The organism is Burkholderia sp. AU16482, from assembly GCF_002223285.1.
Taxonomy (GTDB): Bacteria; Pseudomonadota; Gammaproteobacteria; order Burkholderiales; family Burkholderiaceae; genus Burkholderia; species Burkholderia semiarida.
This window is the reverse complement of sequence record NZ_NKEY01000009.1, coordinates 96,469-116,642: the sequence shown is the minus strand read 5'-3', so window position 1 is coordinate 116,642 and position 20,174 is coordinate 96,469. Positions and strand designations below refer to the sequence as shown.

The following is a 20,174-nucleotide window of genomic DNA, read 5'->3' as shown; positions in this document are numbered from 1 at the left end:
GACGCGCCTTTCTTTTGGTTACTTTTCTTTGGAAGACAAAGAAAAGTGACCGCCGCCCCGCGCAGGGGCGACGCTGATAGACCGATAGCAAGACAGGTTCAACGACAAGGGCGGGGAGAACCACTTAAAACAACGACCCACGCACATATTCGACAGAAACCACACGTTAGTACGCCACCACCCCGACGACATCAGACGCCCCCGACAGTTGGCGGGCCTCATTCCCCACCACCGGCCCCTCGAGGGCCTTCAACCCGGCCTGCACGATGGCCTGAGCATCCACCTCAAAATACCGCCGCAACTGCGCGCGCGAATCGCTTCGACCGAACCCGTCGGTCCCAAGCGTGACATATCGCCGTCCTTCTGGAATATATGCACGAACCATTTCCGGAAGCGCTTTCACATAGTCCGACGCGGCGACGATCGGCCCAACGGTCGCGCGCAGCTGGGTGGAAATCCACGATTCCCCGATGTCTCCGGAACCGAGCCGCCATTCCCGCTCGCATCGCGCGCCATCCCGCCCCAGCTCGACATAGCTGGTAATACTCCAGACGTCCGCGGACACCTCATGCAACCGCTCGAATTCGTCCGCCGCCTTGAGAACCTCCCCCATGATCGCGCCGCTGCCGAACAACTGAACCCGCCTCTGAAAGCGGCCGCCCCGTCGAAACAGATACATGCCTTTCACGATACCTTCATGCGACGCATCGGCAATACTTGGTTGCGCGACGTTTTCATTGGTCACGGTGACGTAAAAGAATTCGTCGTACGCGTCACTCAGCATACGCCGCAACCCGTAATCGACCAGGACCGCCAGTTCACCGGCAAAGGACGGATCGTACGCCCGACACGTCGGTATCGTCGACGCGAGAAGATGGCTGGAGCCATCCTGATGCTGCAATCCTTCACCTCCCAGCGTCGTGCGGCCTGACGTGGCGCCGACGAGAAAGCCTCGGGCTCGCTGATCGGCAGCCGCCCAGATCAAGTCGCCGATACGCTGAAAGCCGAACATGCTGTAGTAGATATAGAACGGCATCATCGGAATACCGTGCACGGCGTAACTCGTCGCGGCGGCCGTCCACGACGAGATGGCCCCCGCCTCCGTGATGCCTTCCTCGAGAATTTGACCATCGGACGCTTCACGATACGAGAGCATCGATGAATTGTCTTCCGGATCGTACAACTGACCGAACGGCGCGTAGATTCCGACCTGACGAAAAAGATTCGCCATGCCGAACGTTCGGGCCTCGTCCGCCACGATCGGAACCAATCGCGGGCCGAGGCTGGCGTCCTTGAGCAGCGCACCAAGTTGCCTGACGAAGGCGGTCGTCGAACTCATGACCTTGCCGTCCGCACTCAGCGAGAAGCCCGCGACGCTCGCCAGTTCGGGCACCGCCAGTCGCTCGGATGCCGCACGTCGCTGAGGGAGATAGCCGCCAAGCGTCTCGCGACGCTTGCGCAAGTACCGCAGCTCATCGCTATCGTGCGGCGGCCGATAGAACCGCGCTTCCGATGCCTCTTCGTCGGAAAGCGGGAGCGCGAATCGATCCCGAAAGGCAAGCAGGTCGTCCCGCTCCAGCTTTTTCTGCTGATGCGTCGTCATGCGCCCTTGCGCGATCGTGCCCATGCCATAGCCCTTCATGGTCTTGGCAAGCACAACCGACGGCCGACCATTCCTGACCGTCGCCGCGGCAAAGGCGGCATGGATTTTCACGGGATCGTGTCCGCCGCGCCGAAGCATCGCGATGTCGTCGTCGGACAACGAATCCACCAGCGCTCGCAGTTCCGGCGTCCGGCTGAAGAACGTCTCGCGATTGAATGCGCCGTCATTGGCCGACAACGTCTGGAAATCACCATCGACGGTGTTCGCGAAAGCGCGTTCGAGCACACCGCCATGATCGCGGCCGAGCAACGCATCCCACTCGGAGCCCCAGATGCATTTGACGATGTTCCATCCGGCGCCGGCGAACAATGCCTCGAGTTCGTCGATGACCCGGCCGTTGCCGCGAACGGGGCCATCCAGTCGCTGGAGATTGCAGTTGATGACGAATATGCAGTTGTCGAGCCGCTCGCGAGCCGCGAGTGTCAACGCGGCGATCGACTCGGGCTCGTCCATTTCTCCATCGCCGAAAAACCCCCACACGCGACGATCGCCATGCGCCTTCAAGCCACGATTTTCCATGTACCGCATGAACCGCGCCTGATAAATGGCGTTGAGCGGCCCCAGCCCCATCGATCCGGTTGGAAACTGCCAGAAGTCCGGCATCAGAAAGGGATGAGGATATGAGCTCAATCCCCGGATGCCGCCGGCCTCCGCCACGATCTCCTGGCGATAATGGGACAGCGATTCTTCCGACAGTCGCCCCTCGAGAAATGCCCGCGCGTAGACACCCGGCGCGGAGTGCGCCTGGAAAAACACCAGATCGCCGCCGTGCACCGCATCCGGGCCGCGGAAAAAATGCTGGAAGCCGACCTCGAACAGGTCCGCGGCCGAAGCATAGCTCGCGATGTGTCCGCCCAGTTCGCCCTGCGCCCGGTTGGCGCGGACCACCATCGCGAGCGCGTTCCACCGTATCAACGCCGCGATCCGCCGCTCGATTTGCAGATCGCCCGGATAGGCAGGCTGCTCGTCGGGCGCCACGGTATTGACGTACGGCGTGATCAGAGGCGGCCTCCACGCGACGCGACGGGCGTGTGCATGCGCCAACAACGAGTCGAGAAGATGGCGTGCACGTTCCTTGCCTTGATCGCCGCCCCACGCATGCAACACGCCATCGAGCGCGTCGCACCATTCCCGGAGCTCCTCCGGGTCGGGATCGGTCGTCGTGGTCGGAAGTCGATTCTGCATGTCCATACTTTGCACCCCGAATTGACGATATACACGCCGCGTTCCGACTCCACTTGCAGTCGGAACGCGGCCAAGCCTCAACCGTTCTTGAACAGGAAGCTGTATGCGTTCAATGCGGGGACGCCGCCGAGGTGCGCATACAAGACACGGGACCCTTCCGGAAACTCGCCCCGGCGCACCCTGTCGATCATGCCATGCATCGACTTGCCTTCATAAACCGGGTCGGTCAGCATCCCCTCGGTCTTCGCGCACAGTCGAATCGCTTCGAGCGTACCTTCCGACGGAAGGCCGTATTCGGGGCCCCCGTAGCGCGTATCCAGCACCACGTCCGCGTCCTCGATCGGCCGATCGAGTTCCACGAGATCGGCGGTGTGGCGTGCGATGCGAAGAATCTGCTCGCGCGTCTGCTCGGGTTTGGCCGACGCATCGATACCGATCACGCGATCCGCGCGCCCGTCTGCCGCGAAGCCGACGACCATGCCGGCCTGCGTGCTTCCCGTCACCGAACACACGACGATGTAGTCGAACTTGAATCCGAGTTCAGCTTCCTGGGCGCGCACTTCCTCCGCGAAACCGACGAACCCCAGGCCGCCAAGCCGATGCTCTGAACAACCGGCAGGGATCGGATACGGCTTCCCTCCCGCGTCGCGAACGCTCTCCATCGCCTGCTCCCAGCTCGGGCGAATGCCGATGTCGAAGCCGTCGCTGACCAGCCGAACGTCGGCGCCCATCATGCGGGACATCTGAATGTTCCCGACGCGGTCATACACGGCGTCCGAGTAGTTGACCCAGTTTTCTTGAACCAGCACGCATTTCAGGCCAAGATGAGCCGCGACTGCCGCGACCTGACGCGTCTGGTTCGACTGGATGCCGCCGATCGATACCAGCGTGTCCGCGCCGCTCGCCAGAACGTCCGGCACGATGTACTCGAGCTTCCGGGTCTTGTTCCCGCCGAACGCCAGGCCGCTGTTGCAGTCTTCGCGTTTTGCATAGAGATGAACTTTTCCACCCAGCGCCTTGCCGAGGCGGGGCAACTCGTGGATGGGAGTGGGTCCGAAGGTCAGCTTGTGGCGAGGAAAGCGATCGAGGTTCACGGAGGTTCTCCGAAAGGTGGGCGGTGGATTCCGACGCCCGATGTCGTCAGAGCGACCGGGCACGAAGAAATTCTAGTGAAATACCCACGAAACGTGGTTGCAAACATCCTCCTATCGCCACGCTTTGAAATACAATTTCCCCCATCCTCACGAATGTATATTTTTTAGAATCAATGAAATCGACAACAAAATTTCCTGGCAAATCGCGCCCCGACGACGCGAGCCACGTCGAACTTGACCGTACGGACAAAGCGATCCTGCGAGCCCTTCAGAAAGACGCATCGATCTCGAACGTCGCTCTGGCGGCGAAGGTGAATTTGAGCGCGCCGGCGTGTTTGCGCCGCGTCGAACGGCTCAAGAGCCTGGGTTTGATCCGAGGAATCGTCGCGTTGCTCAACGCGCCTGCCCTCGATGCGGGCATGGTCGTCATCATCGGCGTCGTACTGGATCGATCGACTCCCGAATCCTTTGCCGCGTTTGAAAAAGCGGCGCAGAACGTATCCGGCTGCATGGAATGCCACGTGGTGACCGGCGAGTTCGACTACTTCATGATGCTGCGCACCCGCGATAGCGAAAGCTTCAACCGACTCCATGCCGAACAACTGCTTTATCTGCCCGGCGTGCGTCAGATTCGGACTTTCATGGTGCTCAAACAGGTTTTTTCCTCGACGCAGATCGCCATATAGCGGCTGGGCAAGGCAGCCGTTTGCGGCTTACGCCGGAACTCGCCGACGACAATCACATGGAAAGCCGCGAAGCGGCTCGGCTTCCGCTCGCGTCGACTTCCCGCGGAGCACCGGGGCCGCGCCCGTCAGTGCGCGAGCGCGCGACCGATCCTGAATACCCCGACCACGTCGCGCAGCGTGGTTGCCTGCTGCGCCATCGCCTGGGCGGCAGCCGATGCCTGCTCCACGAGCGCCGCATTCTGCTGCGTGACCGAGTCCATCTGCCCCACGGCGACGTTGACCTGCTCGATACCCGTTCCCTGTTCGTCCGAAGCCGACGCAATTTCACTCATGATGTCGGTCACCCGCCGCACGGACTGCACGATATCCGACATCGTCGTGCCCGCGCGTTCGACGTGCTGCGACCCCTGCGCCACGCTCTCCACCGAACCCGTGATGAGATCCTTGATTTCCTTGGCCGCGTTCGCGCTGCGTTGCGCCAACGTGCGCACTTCGCCGGCCACGACCGCGAAGCCGCGCCCCTGCTCGCCCGCACGCGCGGCCTCGACTGCCGCGTTCAGCGCGAGGATGTTCGTCTGGAACGCGATCCCCTCGATCACGGCAATGATTTCGGCCACCTTGCCCGAACTGCTCGAAATCGCACGCATGGAATCGACCACCTGGTTCACCACTTCGCCGCCGCGCATCGCGACCTCGCACGCGCTGCCCGCAAGCGCATTCGCCTGCCTGGCGTTTTCCGTATTCTGACGAACCGTCGCGGTCAACTGCTCCATGCTGGCCGCCGTTTCCTCGAGCGAAGCCGCCTGCTCTTCCGTTCGCTGCGAGAGATCCAGGTTACCCTGCGCGATTTCGCCGGCCGAAGTCGTGATCGATTCCGCGGTCGACTGGATTTCCGACACGATGCCGCTCAGTTGCCGTCGCATCGATTCGAGCGACGCCATCAGGCTGCCGCGATCGTTCGGCGCGACCGGCACGGGTGCTTCGAGGTTGCCTTCGGCAATACGCCCGGCCACGACCGCGGCGTCGGCGGGCTCGCCGCCCAGCGACCGCATGATTCCGCGCGTGATGACTGTCCCCAGCACGATTGCGAGGATGACGGTGACGATGCCTGCAGCCGCGAGCGTCAACTTGGTCAGCGCCGTCAAGCTGGCCACGTCTCCTGAACGCTGATCGAGCAGCGACTGCTCGGCGTCGTTCAGCTCGGCGGCCACGGCTCGATAGCGGTCCATGAACTGCTTGTCGTCGCCCTGCTTGAAGTAGTCGATCAGCACATTGGCAGGCTGCGTACCGGCATTGACGTCACGCCGCATCGCGATCAGCTTTTCGTCGACCTCCGCCACCTTCCGATGCATGTCGCGCAGCGTCTCGAGACGGCGCTGTTGCGTTGCATTGTCCGAAGTGAGGCTGCGCACGACATCGAATGACGTGGCGAACTGCTTGAGGCCCGCCTTGTAGGGCTCCAGAAACCGGTCATCCCCCGCGGCCACGTAGCCACGCACGCCCGTCTCCATGTTGATCATGCTCGTCAGCATGTCGTCGTTCGCTCGCAGGACCTGGTAGCTATGAACGTTCCAGCCGTTCGCCTGGTTCAGCTTCAGAAAATTGACGATCGAGATCGCGCTGCCGATCAACGAAATAAGTACGACGATACCGAATGCTACGCCCAGCTTCCTGCCGACCGTCATGGAGCCCATGCTTTCTTCCCCGCGTGTGTTGTTGTTCTTGATGTCGGCACGCAAGCAAACTTACTGTAATGTGCGCATCCCCGCCTGAAGAGACATTTCGCAAGATGGCCGGCCATGTCGGTCGGCTTGCCCCGACATGCAGCCGCAGCGGGTGACTATCCGTCCTCGCAAACGATCAACGGCGAATTATCTTTTTATCGGTTGCCGCGAAAAATGGTGCGCCGGCCGCGATGAAAACGCGGGACGTTCTCGTCACCGGGAAAACGGGAACCGGCAACGAGGGCCGGCCGGCGCTGCCGACTCACGCGTCACGGTTCGCTCGAGCCGACGCGGTCCACCCACCCCCGGTAGAACGCGCGGTACTTGAGCACGAGCTTGTCGTACTTGCTGTACGCGCCGCCGCCGTCCGGCTTCATCCCGTTCCAGATCCTGACGTCGTACCCCGCGGCCTGCCGGGTCTGGAGCCCGAACAGCACGTAGTCGGTCGCGCGGCGCAGGAGGCCGCCCACCTTCCTGATCGAGATCAGCATGTGCATGACGTTCTTGCCGTCGCTTATCGGCGTCACGCACTGGAGCAGCTTGTATTTGGCATCTCCGTCCAGCGCGACGGTCATCACGCACCCGCCGGGATAGCCGTCGAAGTGCAGGTTCATCTGCGACATGTTCAGGCCGAGCGCGCGCGACAGCATGCCGAGCGGCCCGAAGTACCGGTCCACCGTGAAGTCGATCCCGGCGCCGAACCACGCGCCCGCCCGCGCCAGCGGCTCGACCTCCGGCCATTCGCGCCAATCGTCGAACAGCTTGAGCTCGAAGGCCGAGACCGGGAGCGCGTGGACGGGCGTCGCGTGCTGCGCGTCGTAGAAGTTCTCGACGATCCGCAAGACCGCCGTCGTCGTCTCGAACGCGAAGTGCAGATGCATGAAATCGTCGTTGTCGACGTCGGCCGCGGCGATGTCGGGCAGCGGGTGCAGTGGCTGCGCGGAACCGTACCAGACCCACACGTAACCATACCGCTCGGCGGTGACCCACGTCGGCTGGCGCGCGCCGCGCGGAACGGGCTCCAGCCGGTGCACCGCCGGGCTATGGCCGGGAATGTGCACGCACTGGCCGCGCTCGTCGTATCGCCAATGGTGAAACGGGCACTGGATGCACCCGTCCCTGATCTGCCCGTCGGCCAGGTTCGCGCCAAGGTGCGCGCAGTGGCGGTCCATCACCACGGCCCGTCCCGACGCGCCGCGCCACGCGACGCACGGCCGGCCGAAGAGCGTCAGCGCCGTCGGTTTGTCCTTGAGGTCGGCCGAGCGCATCGCGACGTACCAGCTCGCGGCCACGCGCGTGGTCGCGTCGTACGCTGCCGCGGGACGCTCCCTGGCCCCCGCCTCGTTCAATTGAATGTCTTCGATCATTTTCATTCCGGAGGTCGGCCGACTACTTCAGCGCCAGGCCGATGCGGGTCGTGATGTACGCCCTGAGCAGCGCGAACATCGGGTTGTAGTCGAAATACCTTTTCACCTCCGCCGGCGCGCTGGTCTGCGTCCAGTGCAGCAGCTTCATCGCCGGCAGCAGGCTGTACTTCGAGTTGTTGAGCTGCGGTTTGGCGCCGGTGATGCAGTACCCGAAACCGAACATCGGCTTCGCGAACTCCCGTTCGTCGATGAGGGCGTGAATGCGCGCCGCGGCCTCCTCGGCCGGCTTGCGCCCGGCGCTCACGGCTTCGACCTCGGCTTTGGCGTCGTTGAACAACTGGTAGTACCCCTCCATGTCCGCGCACAGGTACCCGAGGTACGGGGGGTTGTCGTCGAGGTGATCGAGGTCGCGCTCGTCGCGCGACGCACGGAACCGCGCGTGCGCCTGCACCAGCCGGAACTGCCCGAGGATCGTGCCGACCGCCCACAGCCTGTGGAACGCGTCCCACAGGCGGAAGTCCGAGAACGCCGTGTAGCAGCAACTGACGAAGTCGTCGTTGTGGTCCAGAAGCTTCTGCTGCAGACGCTCGATGTACTCGAAGCGCTCGGGGGAGAAATCGTCGTCGCGCAGCGCCTTGATCAGGCGCGCCGCGAGCGCGTGGATGGTCACCGCGGTGTTCTCGAGCCCGCGGGAAAAAAGCGGATCGATGAACCCGTTCGCGTGCAGCATCAGGCAGTATCGGTCGCCGACGCAGGCGCTCGACGAGAACTGCAGGCGATCGGTCCTGACCCAGTCGCGCACCGGCACGGCGTCCCGGAACTGCGCCGCGATGCTCGGGAACCGCGCGAGGAATGCGTCGAATTCCTGCTGCGCGGAGATGTCCGTTTTCGGATGGATACGCGGGTCGAGCTGCAGGCCGACGCTCACCAGGTTGTTGGTCGAACGCGGATGATTGTTGAACGGAATCACCCAGAGCCAGCCGCCCTCGAACATGTGGTGCAAGGTGCCCTCGTGCCAACGCCAGCGCTGCCCCTTGACCTTGAAGATGTCGTCGAACGGCTTGACGCCGAGCATGTGCGTATAGAGGCTGCGCGAGTGCGTCTTGAAGCGGCACGGCTCTTCGCGGAGATTGAACTTGGTCGCGAGCGGCGCGCGGGGCCCGCCGCAGTCGATCATGTAGCGGCCGGTGAACCGTTCGCTCTGGGCGGTCGCGACCGCGACGCCATCCTTGTCGGCGTGGTATTCGGTCACGCTCGTCTTCTGGCGAACCGTGCAGCCGTACTTGATGGCGGCTTGCAACAGGTACGCGTCGACGTCCTGCCGGTAATAGTGGCTCTCCGGCCCCCACGGCAGCTCGGGAATCACGCACTGCGTGAACTCCTTCGGGTCGTGTTCCTCGCCGGGCCTGTGGAACACGAAGCCGAAGTTGCGCTTGATGCCGGTGCTCGACGCGACGTAACGCTGCGTCGCATAGAACGACGTGATGTGGTCGAGCTCGGGAATGCCGTAGCGATCGGCGATGATGCGATTCATCAGCGACGTCTCGGGGATCGACGATTCGCCGATCGTGAAGCGCGGGTGCGACGATTCCTCGATGATCAGCACGCGAAACCGTTGCTTGGCCAGGATGGCTCCCATCTGGGTGCCCGACATGCCCGAACCGAGGATGATCACATCGAAGTGGTTGCTGTCGCGCCCGTTCGCGGGGCTCTGTTGAGTCATGAGGGCACACTCTCCTGTTGAGATGGAACACATGGCCGCGCGCGTCGCGCGTCAGGATTCGTCGAGCGAGGCGCGAACGCGCGACCGTGCCGCACGCGTGAGCGCGAGCAGATCGCCGAGCATGCTGGGCGCGTATCCGCCGCTGCCGATCGTGGGGCCGCTTCGCCCGACTTCGTACGCGCGCTCCGCCAATTTGACGTGGGGCGCGCGAAAGCGCAGCAGAATCTCGAATACCCGGTCGAGGGCCGCCAGTCCGGCCTCGACGGGCTCGCCCCGCGCGCGTGCCGCCTGCGCTTCGCCGAGCACGCGGTCGATGAGCGCCGGACGCCCGGCGAACCGCGCGTAGATCGCCCTGAACGCGGGAAGCACGTAAGGCAGGTACGTCTCCTTGAATTCCCGGTAAGCGGCGTGATCCGACTGCGAACCCCACAGCACGTGCTCCAGCACGAAGAGGGGCATTTCGACCGCACCGGGGCCCAGGTAGTGCTGGCCGCCGACTCGAATCGGTTCGTAGAACGGACGAAGCTCGTCGTAGAACACCTGCAACGAGATGAACCGGTACGCGTAGACGATCGAGTCGACCATTTTCTGCAGATGGACCGCGAGCGCGTCGCACCCTTGCGCGAACGCGGGCGACCTCAGCGGCACGTCGGTCAGCTCGACGGTCAACGCGATGGCCGCCTCGAGAGCCGCCATCGAGATGCGCACGCTCTCGAGCAGGTGCGCCTCGTCGCGCAGCCCGGTGTAGCTGCGCTGCGCGTCGGCCGCGGCGGGGTTCCAGACCGTCACGTGCAGCAGCGTCTCGCGCGGCGGCAGGCCGGTCGCGCGCGCCAGGTCGAGCAGCACCGGCTCGAGCCCGGGCACCACGTCCACGGGCTCGTGTCCGTGCCGCTTGAGCGACCCGAGGAAGAATCCGATGTCCCGCATCGCAGCGGCGGCTTCGACGAAGCCCCAGCCCGAAGGCACGCCGCGTGCCGGCAGGAACGCGCGCAACAGGCCGACGATGCCGGGCACGTCCCGTTGACGGTTCAGGCCTGGCAGCCGCAGGACGAGCGCGCGCGCCTGCAGCGGATCGCAGGCCGCCACCGCGGCGTGCGTGGCCGCGATCGTCCGTACGCGGTCCGGGGCGCGGTCCACTACAGGATCTCCGGCGTCGCGAGCGTCGGCCCGGGCTCGCTGCGAGACAGCGCCGCATCGCCCTCGCGCAGCGAGCGCAGGTAATCATGGTTCGTCGGCAGCGTCGTGCGCAGACGCTCGGCCTCGCGCCGGATCCGCGCGAACATCGCCTCGGCCTTGTCGATCGACTCGGGCCGGTGCCGCAAGAGCGGCAGCGACCGGTCGGGCAGCAGCCCCAGGCCGGCAAAAATGCAGTAGTAGTTTCCGTTCAACCAGAAGTTCTTGAATTCGTAGTCGAAGGTGTCGTAGTACGTGGAATCGTCGAACGACGTGGTGGTCAACGGCAGCCCCGCCTTGTAGCGTTCGACCTTCTCCTTGATCGCGTCCGACAGCCGCAGGTCGTGCCGGTTCGCGCGCCAGAACGGCGTGTCGTCGCGCGACGTGGTGAAATAGTGCGCCTGCACGAAATCCCGGCAGTCGTCGAACATGTAGACGATTTCGGCGTTGAACGCGTCGATCAAGCGCGGATCGAACGACGTGTCGGGGAAGTGCTTCACGAGCTGGTACAGCGCCGCGTAGATGAAGTAGATGCCGGTCGATTCCAGCGGCTCCAGAAAGCACGACGACAGCCCGACAGAAACGCAGTTGTTGACCCACGCGCGCCGGTTGCGCCCGACCCGGAACTTGATCTGGTTGAGCGGCTGCTTGTCCGAAAGCCCCCAGAGGTCGAGGAAATCGGCGGTGGCCCGGTCGCGCGACGTGAACTTGCTCGAGAATACATAGCCGCTGCCGAACCGGCCCAGCATCGGGATCTTCCAGGTCCACCCCGAGTTCATCGCGATCGCCGACGTGTACGGTTCGATCCCGTCGCGCGCGTCGTCGGCGGGCACGGCGCTGGCGACCGCGCTGTCGCACAGCAGGTGATCGGACATGTCGATGAAGGGCTCCTTCAGCGCCTGGTTGATCAGGAGCCCGCGCATGCCCGAGCAGTCGATGAACAGGTCGGCTTCGAGCGTGCGCCCTTCCTTGGTGGACAGGCGGGAGATGTAGCCGCGGTCGTCCAGGTGAACCTGCTCGACCTCGTCCACCACGCGCTTCACCCCGCGTTCGGTGGCCCAGCGCTTCAGGAAGTCGGCCACGAGATGCGCGTCGAAGTGCCACGCGTGGGACATCTGGCGGGTGCCGTCGGCCAGGCACGGCGCGAGCTTGCCGTCGAGCGCCTCCGTCTGCGGGTAGCACGCGTACTCCATCGGTTGCTGGAAGCCCTGTTCGCGCTTGCGCAGCCAGTAGTGGGTCAGCGGCACGCCGTCGCAGTTCGGCACGTTGCCGAACAAATGGTAGAAGTGGTCGCTGCGCGAACCGTCGGGCGACTTCCTCCAGTTCACGAACCGGATGGCAGCCTTGAACGCGCCGTTCACCTGCGGCATCCATTCCCGCTCCGGTATCCCGAGGAAGTCGAAGAACACCTTCTGCAAGCTCGGGATGGTCGCCTCGCCCACGCCGATCCGCGGAATCGCCGCGGATTCGACGAGCGTGATGTTCGCCTGCTGCTGGAGCGCGCGGACGAGATACGACGCGGACATCCAGCCCGCCGTGCCGCCGCCCACGATGACAATATTCCTGATCGGATTGCTCATGACACGCTTCCCATGGGATTTGAAACCTGAATGGATAGTGCCGCCTCGTCGAGTTGAACCGGAAAATCGTTCGTCAATACGTCATGACGTGTTTCGTCCATCATGACGAATGGCGTCGAAAAGGCACGTGAATTGCAGCGAAGTCAGGCAACAACGCGAATCCCCATTTCACGCGGCGGCACACCGCGCAACGGATTCCACGTCGACAAATTGGCTTGCCGACGCGTCGATCGCCATTAGTGCATGGATTTAATCAGTTTGCCTAATTGCAGTCAGGATTGTCACACCGTGCACTTGACCTCCGGGACACACCATAGCAGCGTTCACGATGGTCTATCTCGAATAATTTCATATCAATCCTGGGTTGTTCAGAGAAATTCTAAATCCCGAAGAATTTCGACGAAATATCCCGCATCAACCGATTCAATTTTATCGAACGAATAAATTCACTTTTTCATTCAATGCCCATCATCAAATGTCCTTGTTTTACAAAAAAACGATAAATTGCCGACCGAATTTAAGGGAAAGAAATAAAACCTTCGCCATTACCAAAACAAAGACGACGATCTTTTCGCATTTCGGCGGCCTTGATCTCGACCCCAAAAATAATTCAACGCGCCTGCGGAGAAATTCGTCATGATGTGTCCGGGCGAACATGAGCGATGCTCGCCAGACGCATCGGACAGGAAGCGCCGAGTAAGCAGATCGAACGGTTGCGCGTGCCGGGCCATCGCCAGTTCAACGGTGCACCCCGCCTGGACCGGACGCAAACCGCGACACTGACGAATCGAGGAGGCTGCATGCCCATCCAGGAAGCGTTGCTGAAGATGTCGATGTACGTATCGCTGGTGCTGATCGTGCCGGGGCCGACCAATACGCTGCTGCTGTCGTCCGGGTTGAAGGTCGGCCTGCGCGGCACCTGGCCGCTCGTGATCGCCGAAGCGCTCGGCTACGCGATCGCGATTTCCGTGTGGGGATTCTTCCTGGCCGCGTTCGCTGCCGGCCGGCCCTGGCTTTATGACGTGGTCAAGCTCGCGAGTTCCGTTTACATCTTTTTCCTCGCGCTCAAGATGTGGACGCACAGCCGCGTGCTGCAGGACGTATCGAGCACGCCGGTGAGCTTTCGCGACGTGTTCGTCGCGACGATGATGAATCCGAAGGCGCTGCTGTTCTCGAGCACGCTGTTTCCGCTGGAGGCGTTCCGGTCGGCGCACTATTTCGCATGGACGCTCGTCGTATTTCTGCTCGTGCTCGCGCCGATCGGCGTGGGCTGGTCGTCCCTCGGCGGCCTCGTCACTTCGCAACGCGCATGGGCCGCCCGCACGTCGACGCTGCTGCGCGGCGCCTCGCTCGTGCTGTTGATGTTCTCCGGCACGCTCGTGTACTCGGTCGTGAATCGCTGAGCGCGCTGCCGATCGTTGCGACGCGCGGGCACGCATCGCGCCACGATTGGTCTCTGCCCGGGCAGGCCGTAGCGGCCTTGATTCGCACACCTGCGGATCGTTTTCGTACGTGGTCCGGATAGTCCTTAACGTCGATCTCGTCGAGCACGGCTTGCGCATCGCGCTCCCACGGATGGCCGTAACCAGCACCGCCTGCCGCGATGTGACACACCGCATCTCCCGAATCGGTGACGAAGCCATAGTCGGAGATGTTCAGCGGCAGAAGCGCCTCGATCAACTCGACCGGCTGGTTCGACAGATTGCCGGGCGGATTCGCAATGCCTTCGTGCCGTCATTGCGACCGCCGCCGCCCCAACTGCCGAGAATACCGTCGATGATCAGCCAGTTCCCGCCCGCGCCGAGCGCCGGAATCGCGTCGGGCACGACCTGCGCAAACGCCGCTTGCAGCACGTCGAACATCCGGTACGCCATGATCCGCGCGCCGCGCACGCGGCCGGCTCAACGCCATCATCACACTAGAGGAACCAAGGTGGCGCGAATTGTTCGGCAATACAGCCTTCGACCGCAGGCCGAAGGCTCATGGGTAACGGAACGCTCACGCTCGACACGGCCAAGCAATCCGATCGGCTTGCTCCGAATGTTCGCGAACATCGATGTAGTGGGGATTTCCGGCAGCGACACTGCAACGAGTTGCCGCCCCCCCGCATTCACGGCTTCACCAACAGCGATCCCGCGCCAGTCCTCACGCCGCCACGTTAATGACCTTCGTTTCCAGGTAGTCCTCAAAACCAAACGCGCCCCATTCGCGTCCATTGCCGGATTGCTTATAGCCGCCGAACGGCGCTTCGAAAGACTGATCGGCGCCGTTGAGGCTTACCATACCGGCACGTAGCTCCCCGGCCACGGATTGCGCCAACTCCGCATCTCCCTGCAAATATGCAGCAAGCCCGTACGGCGTGTCATTTGCAATGGCGATCGCCTCATCGAGACTGCGATACGGGATCATCGTCAACACGGGGCCGAAAATCTCCTCGCGCGCGATACGCATCTCGTTATGCACATCGGCGAACACCGTCGGTTTCACATAGTAGCCGCGCTCGAGACCAGCCGGCGCATCCGGCCCGCCAGCGACGAGCGTCGCGCCTTCGTCGATGCCGGCCCGGATGAGCGCGCGGACTTTTTCGAACTGAACGCGCGACGCCACGGGGCCGATATGGTTGCCGCGATGATCAGGTCGACCGACGCGAATTTCGTTGGCCGCGTCACGGGCGATTTCGACCGCGGCAGCGTATTCGTTCTGGGGTACGAGCATGCGCGTCGGCGCATTGCATGACTGTCCGCTGTTCGCCATGCAATGACGCACACCTCTCTCCACTGCCGCGTGCAGGTCGGCACCCTCGAGAATGATGTTCGGCGATTTTCCGCCCAGCTCCTGCGTGACGCGTTTGATCATTTGCGCGCCCACCGCGCCAATCGTGCTGCCGGCGCGCGTTGAACCCGTAAACGAAATCATATCGATGTCCGGATGCGCCACGAGCGTCGCGCCCGCGGCCGCCCCGTCGCCGTTGATCAGGTTGAACACGCCCGGCGGCAAATCCAGCTCGTCGATCATTTCGGCCCATAACAGCGCGCTCAACGGCGTGACTTCGCTCGGCTTGAGCACCATCGTGCATCCGGTTGCGAGGGCGGGCACCACCTTGCACGCGATCTGGTTGATCGGCCAGTTCCACGGCGTAATCAATGCACATACGCCGATAGGCTCCCGAACCACGGTCCCGCCAGTGACCGAATGCCGGAAGCGGAACGTCCGCAGGGCGTTGATGCCGGCTTCGATGTGTCCCTGTCCGGTGCGCGCCTGCGCCGCGACTGCGAAATCGATCGGCGCGCCCATTTCAAGCGAGATGACGCGTGCCATCTCGTCATAGCGACGGTTGTAGATCGACAGCAGCTTGACGAGCCAGCGCTCCCGCTGTTCGACGGTGGTCCGCGAAAATTCGCCGAACGCCGCTTTCGCGGCCGCCACCGCACGATCGACGTCGGACGCGGAGGCGGCGGCAATCGTCTCGATGACCGCTTCGTCCGCCGGATTTTCCACTTCGATGTGAGCGCTTGAATCGGGCGCTTGCCATTCGCCCGCAATGTAGAACCGCTTCGCATGGGTCATTCGAGTCTCCAGTTGTTGAATTGAGAACGTGGTTCGCTCTTGCCGTCATCGTCATCGCACCATCTGCATGGCCTTCGGAAAGGCTCGTGACTCTCCGCCTCCGTTGCCACGATCGAGCCGTACGCTTGTGCGCGTCACGATCAAAGAATATGATGCATCATATATTCAATTTCCACAGGAGGAAAGTCCATGACGAAAGTTGCAGTAGTAACGGGCGGAGGCACCGGTATCGGGCGCGCTATCGCGGAAGAGTTCCGGCGCGCCGGTCTGTACCCCGTGTCAGTCGGCAAGGATGCGGACGAGGATCTCGATCCCGCCATCGAGTTCCGGCGGGTCGACGTGACATCGGCTGCTGCCGTGCGTGACGCATTCGGCGATCTGGCGCGGATTGACGTGCTCGTCAATGCTGCCGGAATCATCCTTCACGATCGCGCCGAATTCGATTCGGCGGGATTTCGGAAAGTGGTCGATGTCAACCTGAACGCCTGCCAGCTCACGACCGAAGTCGCGCTCGAGAAGCTGTCCGCGGTGCGCGGCTGCATCGTCAATATCGCGTCGATGTGGAGCTTTTTTGGCTCGGCCCGGAATCCTGCCTATACGGCAAGCAAGGCCGGCGTGGTGGGCCTGACGCGCGCGCACGCCGCAGCTTTCGCAGATCGCGGAGTGCGCGTCAACGCGGTAGCGCCGGGCTGGATCGAAACGCGGCTGTCGGCCGGAGCGCTCAACGACCCGGAACGCAGTGGTTCCATTCGCGCGCGTGTGCCGCTTGGGCGCTGGGGGCACCCTTCGGATGTCGCCAGAGGCGTGAGATTCCTTTGCTCGGCCGATGCAGATTACATCACGGGGGTGGTCCTGCCGATCGACGGCGGCTTCAGCATCGCGTGATGACGCAATGAGTATTCACGGCGGCGCGAGGCCGCCGTGCGCCATTACCACCAACGCATGCGGTAACGCAATCGGAGCGTGCGGCTGCTTACGTCGCCGCCACTTCGTCACGCTCACGCTCGGCCATCCATTCGAGCAGCACGCGCTGGCCCCATTCGATGTCTTCCTGGATCGCCTGGGATGCGCCTTCCGCATCGCCCTTGCGCAGCGCGGCAAGCACGCGATAGTGAGGATGCGATCGGTTCGATATCTCGCGGGGCGGCAGATGTGAATGGAACGTGTGCAACAGCGGCCCCATCCTGACCCACATGGTTTCCACGGTCGCGCTGAGCGTGGGCATTCCGGCGGCTGCCATCAATTCGAAATGGAAATCGCGGTTGCGCTCCGCTGCCTCCGACGGACTCACGGCAACTGCCTCGATGAACTCGTCGTGCGTCAGGCTCAGATGGCGGATTTCCTTCGGGGTAATGCGCTGCGCGGCCTGCTTGGCCGCCGCGCCCTCCAGAAGGCGTCGCATCAATTGGATCTCTCCAACGGTATCGGCATCCAGCGCCGGCACCATGATCGACGTGGCCGCAGTCATCTCGAGTGCCTGTTCACTGACCAGACGGAAAATCGCTTCGCGCACGGGCGTGATGCTCGTGCCCAGTTTTTCGGCGAGATCGTTGATGCGGAGTCGGTCGCCAGGCGCGTACTGACCATTCATGAGTCGGGAGCGAATCTCTTCATAGATGCGTGACGAGAGATTGCTCTTTTCCACACGGGCGAGGGGCTTCATTCTGATAACGGGACGAAAAAGAATGTTGTCATGCATGATACATCACGCTTCCTCGCTGCAACAGGCGGCGACCTCATCGGCACGCCGCGGCAACCGTGCGCGGTCAGTCGAATACGGCGACGGGCCGGCCTTGCCCGGTATGAGCCTTCAGCGATTCCAGCGCCTCGGGCAAGCGCGATACCGACGTCGGCTCGATCGGCAGCGGCGCCAGCGCACGATGCAGCACATCCGTGAGCAGACGCTCGCCCGCGTCGACCAGCGTGCGCCACTGCGCGGCCGACCCGTGTACGTGCAGTGCATTGAGGGCCACCTCGTGCAGCGAGATTGCAGTCGTGAACGGCGCGACCGGCGACGTGTCCAGACGATCCTGGATACAGACGAGATGGCCGTTCGCGCCCACGGAAGCGGCCAGCCGGACGGCATGCTGACCGCTCACCGTGTCGAACACTGCATCGAACGGCCGACGCGATGAAAAGGCACTGCTTCCGATATCGGGCGACAGGCAGGTCGAAGCGCCAAGACGCGCCATCCGCTCGAAATGACGGGCGTTGCACATGACGGAGACGCGCCAGCGCGCACGTACGGCAAGTTGGACCAACAGCGTGCCGACCGCGCCACCGGCCCCGCTCACGAGCGCCTCGGCGCCAGGATGGTGCGGCACTTTTTGCATCGCTTGCCACGCGGTCAGCATGGGGCACGGCAATGTCGCGGCCTCGGCAAAGCCCAGGCCCGGTGGCAAGCGCAACACTGCGCGGGCCGGCACCACGGTGTACTGCGCGAAACTACCGTCGCGCGCGAGCGACTGATGGTAGGCCACGCGCACACCCAGCCATTCCCGTTGTATCCCCGCGCCGACGGAAACGACCTCTCCCGCGCCGTCGACACCGGGCACGTGACCCGGCCGCCAGTCGGGCGCACCCCAATCGATGAACTTCCAGTCGACCGGATTGAGCCCTGCGGCGCGGTTGCGTACGAGCACCTCCCCGGGCCCCGGCGCCGGCCTCGGAACCCGCTGCCACACGAGCGCGGAAGGGGCGCCGGCGATCTGCCAGGTCCACGCGCCCATCGTCTCCACCGTGCTGTTCATGTCCATCGTCACGTCGTGTTCCACCATCGCTACACCACCGCGTCGAGCGCTGCGCTGTTCAGCAGCGATTTGCCGAGCACGTAGTCCGCCCCCTTCTCGCCTATCATGATCGATGCGGCGTTCGTATTGCCCGACACGAGATTCGGCATGATGGATGCATCGATCACCCGCAATCCGTCGATGCCGCGCACGCGCAATTCCGGATCGACCACTGCGCGCTCGTCCACGCCCATCCTGCACGTGCCGACCGGGTGATAGACGGTCTTGGCGCGCTTGCGAATGTAGTCCATCAGCCCGGCGTCGGTCGCGACGCCAGCACCCGGCAGCGCTTCTTCCCCCGTATAGGCGCGCAGAGCGGGCTGCGCGAGAATTTCGCGCGCTTTTTTCAGGCCGGCAACGGCGACGCGCCGATCTTCGGCATGCTGGAAGTACTTCGGATCGATCCACAGCGCAGCGGCCGGGTCCGCGCTGCGCAGGCGAATCTCGCCACGGCTTTGAGGGCGTAGCACGCACGGATTGATCGTCGCGCCTGCCGACTTCACGTGGTCCTGGTCGAGGTCCAGAAACACGATAGGCACGAAGTGCATCTGGATGTTGGGCCGCTCTTGCGGCGCGTCGACGTTGACGAACGCGCAGGCTTCGGTCACGTTCGACGTGACAGGACCGCTCTTGAACAGCAAGTACTGCAGTCCGTTTTTCAGCGTATTGGCGAAGCTGTCCTGACCGTAGTAGCCGTAGTTTCCGGTGCAATACGAAACCGCGGGAAACTCGATATGGTCCTGCAGGTTCGCGCCGACGCCCGGCAGATCGTACACCGTCTCAATACCGTGCCGGGCGAGTTCGGCGGCCGCGCCGATTCCCGAAAGCAACAGCAAGCGGGGCGACTGCACGGCTCCGGCCGACACGATCACCTCCTTGCAGCCCTTCTCCTGGACGACCTCGCCATTGCTGACGTATTCCACCCCGACGGCCCGGCCTGCGTCGATCAGGATCCGGTCCACGCGGACATCGGTGCGGATCGTCAAGCGGCCGCTCGCCTCGGCCTTGCGCAGATAGGCCACGGCGGCGCTGCAACGACGCTTGTTGCGTGTCGTGATCTGATTGAAACCGACGCCGTTCTGCGTGGCACCGTTGAAGTCGTGGGTAAAAGGAATGCCAGCCTGCTGCGCGGCACGCACGAATGCTGTCGACAATTCACAGCGCTGCGTGAGATCGGATACACCAAGCGGCCCGCCTACGCCGTGATAGCGATCGTTGAGTCGCTCGTTGTCCTCGGCGCGCTTGAAGTACGGCAACACCTCGTCGTAAGACCATCCGGAATTGCCTAGACGATCCCATTCGTCGTAGTCCTCGCGTTGGCCGCGGATATAGATGAGCGCGTTCACGGAACTGCCGCCGCCCAGCACGCGCCCTTGCGGCACGATGCGCGGACGGGCATCGAGTCCCGTTTGCGGTTCGGTTTCGTAGTGATACAGCAGGTCCGTGGACAGCAGCCTCGTGAAACCCGCCGGAATGTGCACCAGCGGATTCCTGTCACGCGGCCCCGCCTCCAGCAACAAGACGTTCGCGCCGGCCTCGATCAGCCGACCGGTGACGGCACTGCCCGCCGAACCGCCCCCAATCACGATGTAGTCGTATTTCAATGATGTCTCCTGTGTCCGG

15 protein-coding genes are annotated in these 20,174 nt (G+C 63.3%); 3 read left to right on the top strand and 12 right to left on the bottom strand.

Annotated features, from left to right (window positions below):
- Positions 1–166: 166 nt before the first annotated feature.
- Together mdeB and CFB35_RS31000 are read right to left on the bottom strand one after the other, a co-directional pair.
- A complete protein-coding gene (mdeB, locus tag CFB35_RS31005) occupies positions 167–2,854 on the bottom strand; it encodes an alpha-ketoglutarate dehydrogenase (protein ID WP_089466065.1) in 2,688 nt (895 codons plus the stop codon).
- Between the two features lie 71 nt (positions 2,855–2,925).
- Positions 2,926–3,942: a 1-aminocyclopropane-1-carboxylate deaminase gene (locus CFB35_RS31000; RefSeq protein ID WP_089466064.1), complete on the bottom strand. Its 1,017-nt coding sequence runs from the start codon at positions 3,940–3,942 to the stop codon at positions 2,926–2,928.
- A gap of 173 nt (positions 3,943–4,115) precedes the next feature.
- Here CFB35_RS31000 and CFB35_RS30995 point away from each other — a divergent pair, with 173 nt between their 5' ends.
- A complete protein-coding gene (locus tag CFB35_RS30995) occupies positions 4,116–4,628 on the top strand; it encodes an Lrp/AsnC family transcriptional regulator (RefSeq protein ID WP_059579037.1) in 513 nt (170 codons plus the stop codon).
- 125 nt (positions 4,629–4,753) lie between these two features.
- Here CFB35_RS30995 and CFB35_RS30990 read toward each other — a convergent pair whose 3' ends face one another.
- From CFB35_RS30990 to CFB35_RS30970, 5 genes are all read right to left on the bottom strand, one after another.
- Entirely contained in the window at positions 4,754–6,322 is a 1,569-nt protein-coding gene (locus CFB35_RS30990) for a methyl-accepting chemotaxis protein (RefSeq protein WP_089466063.1), read from the bottom strand.
- Between the two features lie 299 nt (positions 6,323–6,621).
- Positions 6,622–7,716: a Rieske 2Fe-2S domain-containing protein gene (locus CFB35_RS30985; RefSeq protein ID WP_059579123.1), complete on the bottom strand. Its 1,095-nt coding sequence runs from the start codon at positions 7,714–7,716 to the stop codon at positions 6,622–6,624.
- 25 nt (positions 7,717–7,741) lie between these two features.
- The gene (locus tag CFB35_RS30980; RefSeq protein ID WP_089466062.1) at positions 7,742–9,442 is read right to left on the bottom strand and encodes an NAD(P)/FAD-dependent oxidoreductase; all 1,701 of its coding nucleotides are present in this window, start codon (positions 9,440–9,442) and stop codon (positions 7,742–7,744) included.
- Positions 9,443–9,493: 51 nt separating this feature from the next.
- Positions 9,494–10,528 (bottom strand): monodechloroaminopyrrolnitrin synthase PrnB family protein, encoded by a 1,035-nt coding sequence (locus CFB35_RS30975; protein ID WP_179231831.1) that lies wholly within the window; start codon positions 10,526–10,528, stop codon positions 9,494–9,496.
- A 50-nt stretch (positions 10,529–10,578) separates the two neighbouring features.
- Positions 10,579–12,195 carry a tryptophan halogenase family protein gene (locus tag CFB35_RS30970; protein WP_089466060.1) on the bottom strand — a complete coding sequence of 539 codons (1,617 nt, stop codon included), beginning with the start codon at positions 12,193–12,195 and terminating at the stop codon, positions 10,579–10,581.
- 800 nt (positions 12,196–12,995) lie between these two features.
- Here CFB35_RS30970 and CFB35_RS30965 point away from each other — a divergent pair.
- Entirely contained in the window at positions 12,996–13,598 is a 603-nt protein-coding gene (locus CFB35_RS30965) for a LysE family translocator (protein WP_060314408.1), read from the top strand.
- A 273-nt stretch (positions 13,599–13,871) separates the two neighbouring features.
- On the opposite strand, the gene CFB35_RS35545 is transcribed toward CFB35_RS30965, so the two are convergent.
- The gene (locus CFB35_RS35545) at positions 13,872–14,057 is read right to left on the bottom strand and encodes a hypothetical protein (protein WP_226093956.1); all 186 of its coding nucleotides are present in this window, start codon (positions 14,055–14,057) and stop codon (positions 13,872–13,874) included.
- 283 nt (positions 14,058–14,340) lie between these two features.
- The gene (locus CFB35_RS30955) at positions 14,341–15,762 is read right to left on the bottom strand and encodes an aldehyde dehydrogenase family protein (RefSeq protein ID WP_059579018.1); all 1,422 of its coding nucleotides are present in this window, start codon (positions 15,760–15,762) and stop codon (positions 14,341–14,343) included.
- A gap of 189 nt (positions 15,763–15,951) precedes the next feature.
- On the opposite strand from CFB35_RS30955, the gene CFB35_RS30950 reads away from it, so the two are divergent.
- On the top strand, positions 15,952–16,647 hold the full coding sequence (locus tag CFB35_RS30950) for an SDR family NAD(P)-dependent oxidoreductase (protein ID WP_059579015.1): 696 nt from the start codon (positions 15,952–15,954) through the stop codon (positions 16,645–16,647).
- Between the two features lie 88 nt (positions 16,648–16,735).
- Here the strand turns inward: CFB35_RS30950 and CFB35_RS30945 are convergent, their stop codons facing one another.
- The 3 genes from CFB35_RS30945 to CFB35_RS30935 form a co-directional block, all read right to left on the bottom strand.
- Positions 16,736–17,461: a GntR family transcriptional regulator gene (locus CFB35_RS30945; RefSeq protein WP_081066620.1), complete on the bottom strand. Its 726-nt coding sequence runs from the start codon at positions 17,459–17,461 to the stop codon at positions 16,736–16,738.
- 67 nt (positions 17,462–17,528) lie between these two features.
- A complete protein-coding gene (locus CFB35_RS30940) occupies positions 17,529–18,539 on the bottom strand; it encodes a zinc-binding dehydrogenase (protein WP_089466059.1) in 1,011 nt (336 codons plus the stop codon).
- A 2-nt stretch (positions 18,540–18,541) separates the two neighbouring features.
- Positions 18,542–20,155 carry a GMC family oxidoreductase gene (locus CFB35_RS30935; protein WP_059579010.1) on the bottom strand — a complete coding sequence of 538 codons (1,614 nt, stop codon included), beginning with the start codon at positions 20,153–20,155 and terminating at the stop codon, positions 18,542–18,544.
- Positions 20,156–20,174 lie beyond the last annotated feature (19 nt).

Excerpts from the sequence above, each read along its gene's own strand:
- mdeB (WP_089466065.1), bottom strand. The coding sequence starts at position 2,854 with ATGGACATGCAGAATCGACTTCCGACCACGACGACCGATCCCGACCCG.
- CFB35_RS30995 (WP_059579037.1), top strand. The coding sequence starts at position 4,116 with ATGAAATCGACAACAAAATTTCCTGGCAAATCGCGCCCCGACGACGCG.
- CFB35_RS30990 (WP_089466063.1), bottom strand. The coding sequence starts at position 6,322 with ATGGGCTCCATGACGGTCGGCAGGAAGCTGGGCGTAGCATTCGGTATC.
- CFB35_RS30980 (WP_089466062.1), bottom strand. The coding sequence starts at position 9,442 with ATGACTCAACAGAGCCCCGCGAACGGGCGCGACAGCAACCACTTCGAT.
- CFB35_RS30970 (WP_089466060.1), bottom strand. The coding sequence starts at position 12,195 with ATGAGCAATCCGATCAGGAATATTGTCATCGTGGGCGGCGGCACGGCG.
- CFB35_RS30965 (WP_060314408.1), top strand. The coding sequence starts at position 12,996 with ATGCCCATCCAGGAAGCGTTGCTGAAGATGTCGATGTACGTATCGCTG.
- CFB35_RS35545 (WP_226093956.1), bottom strand. The coding sequence starts at position 14,057 with ATGTTCGACGTGCTGCAAGCGGCGTTTGCGCAGGTCGTGCCCGACGCG.
- CFB35_RS30955 (WP_059579018.1), bottom strand. The coding sequence starts at position 15,762 with ATGACCCATGCGAAGCGGTTCTACATTGCGGGCGAATGGCAAGCGCCC.
- CFB35_RS30950 (WP_059579015.1), top strand. The coding sequence starts at position 15,952 with ATGACGAAAGTTGCAGTAGTAACGGGCGGAGGCACCGGTATCGGGCGC.
- CFB35_RS30945 (WP_081066620.1), bottom strand. The coding sequence starts at position 17,461 with ATGCATGACAACATTCTTTTTCGTCCCGTTATCAGAATGAAGCCCCTC.
- CFB35_RS30940 (WP_089466059.1), bottom strand. The coding sequence starts at position 18,539 with ATGGTGGAACACGACGTGACGATGGACATGAACAGCACGGTGGAGACG.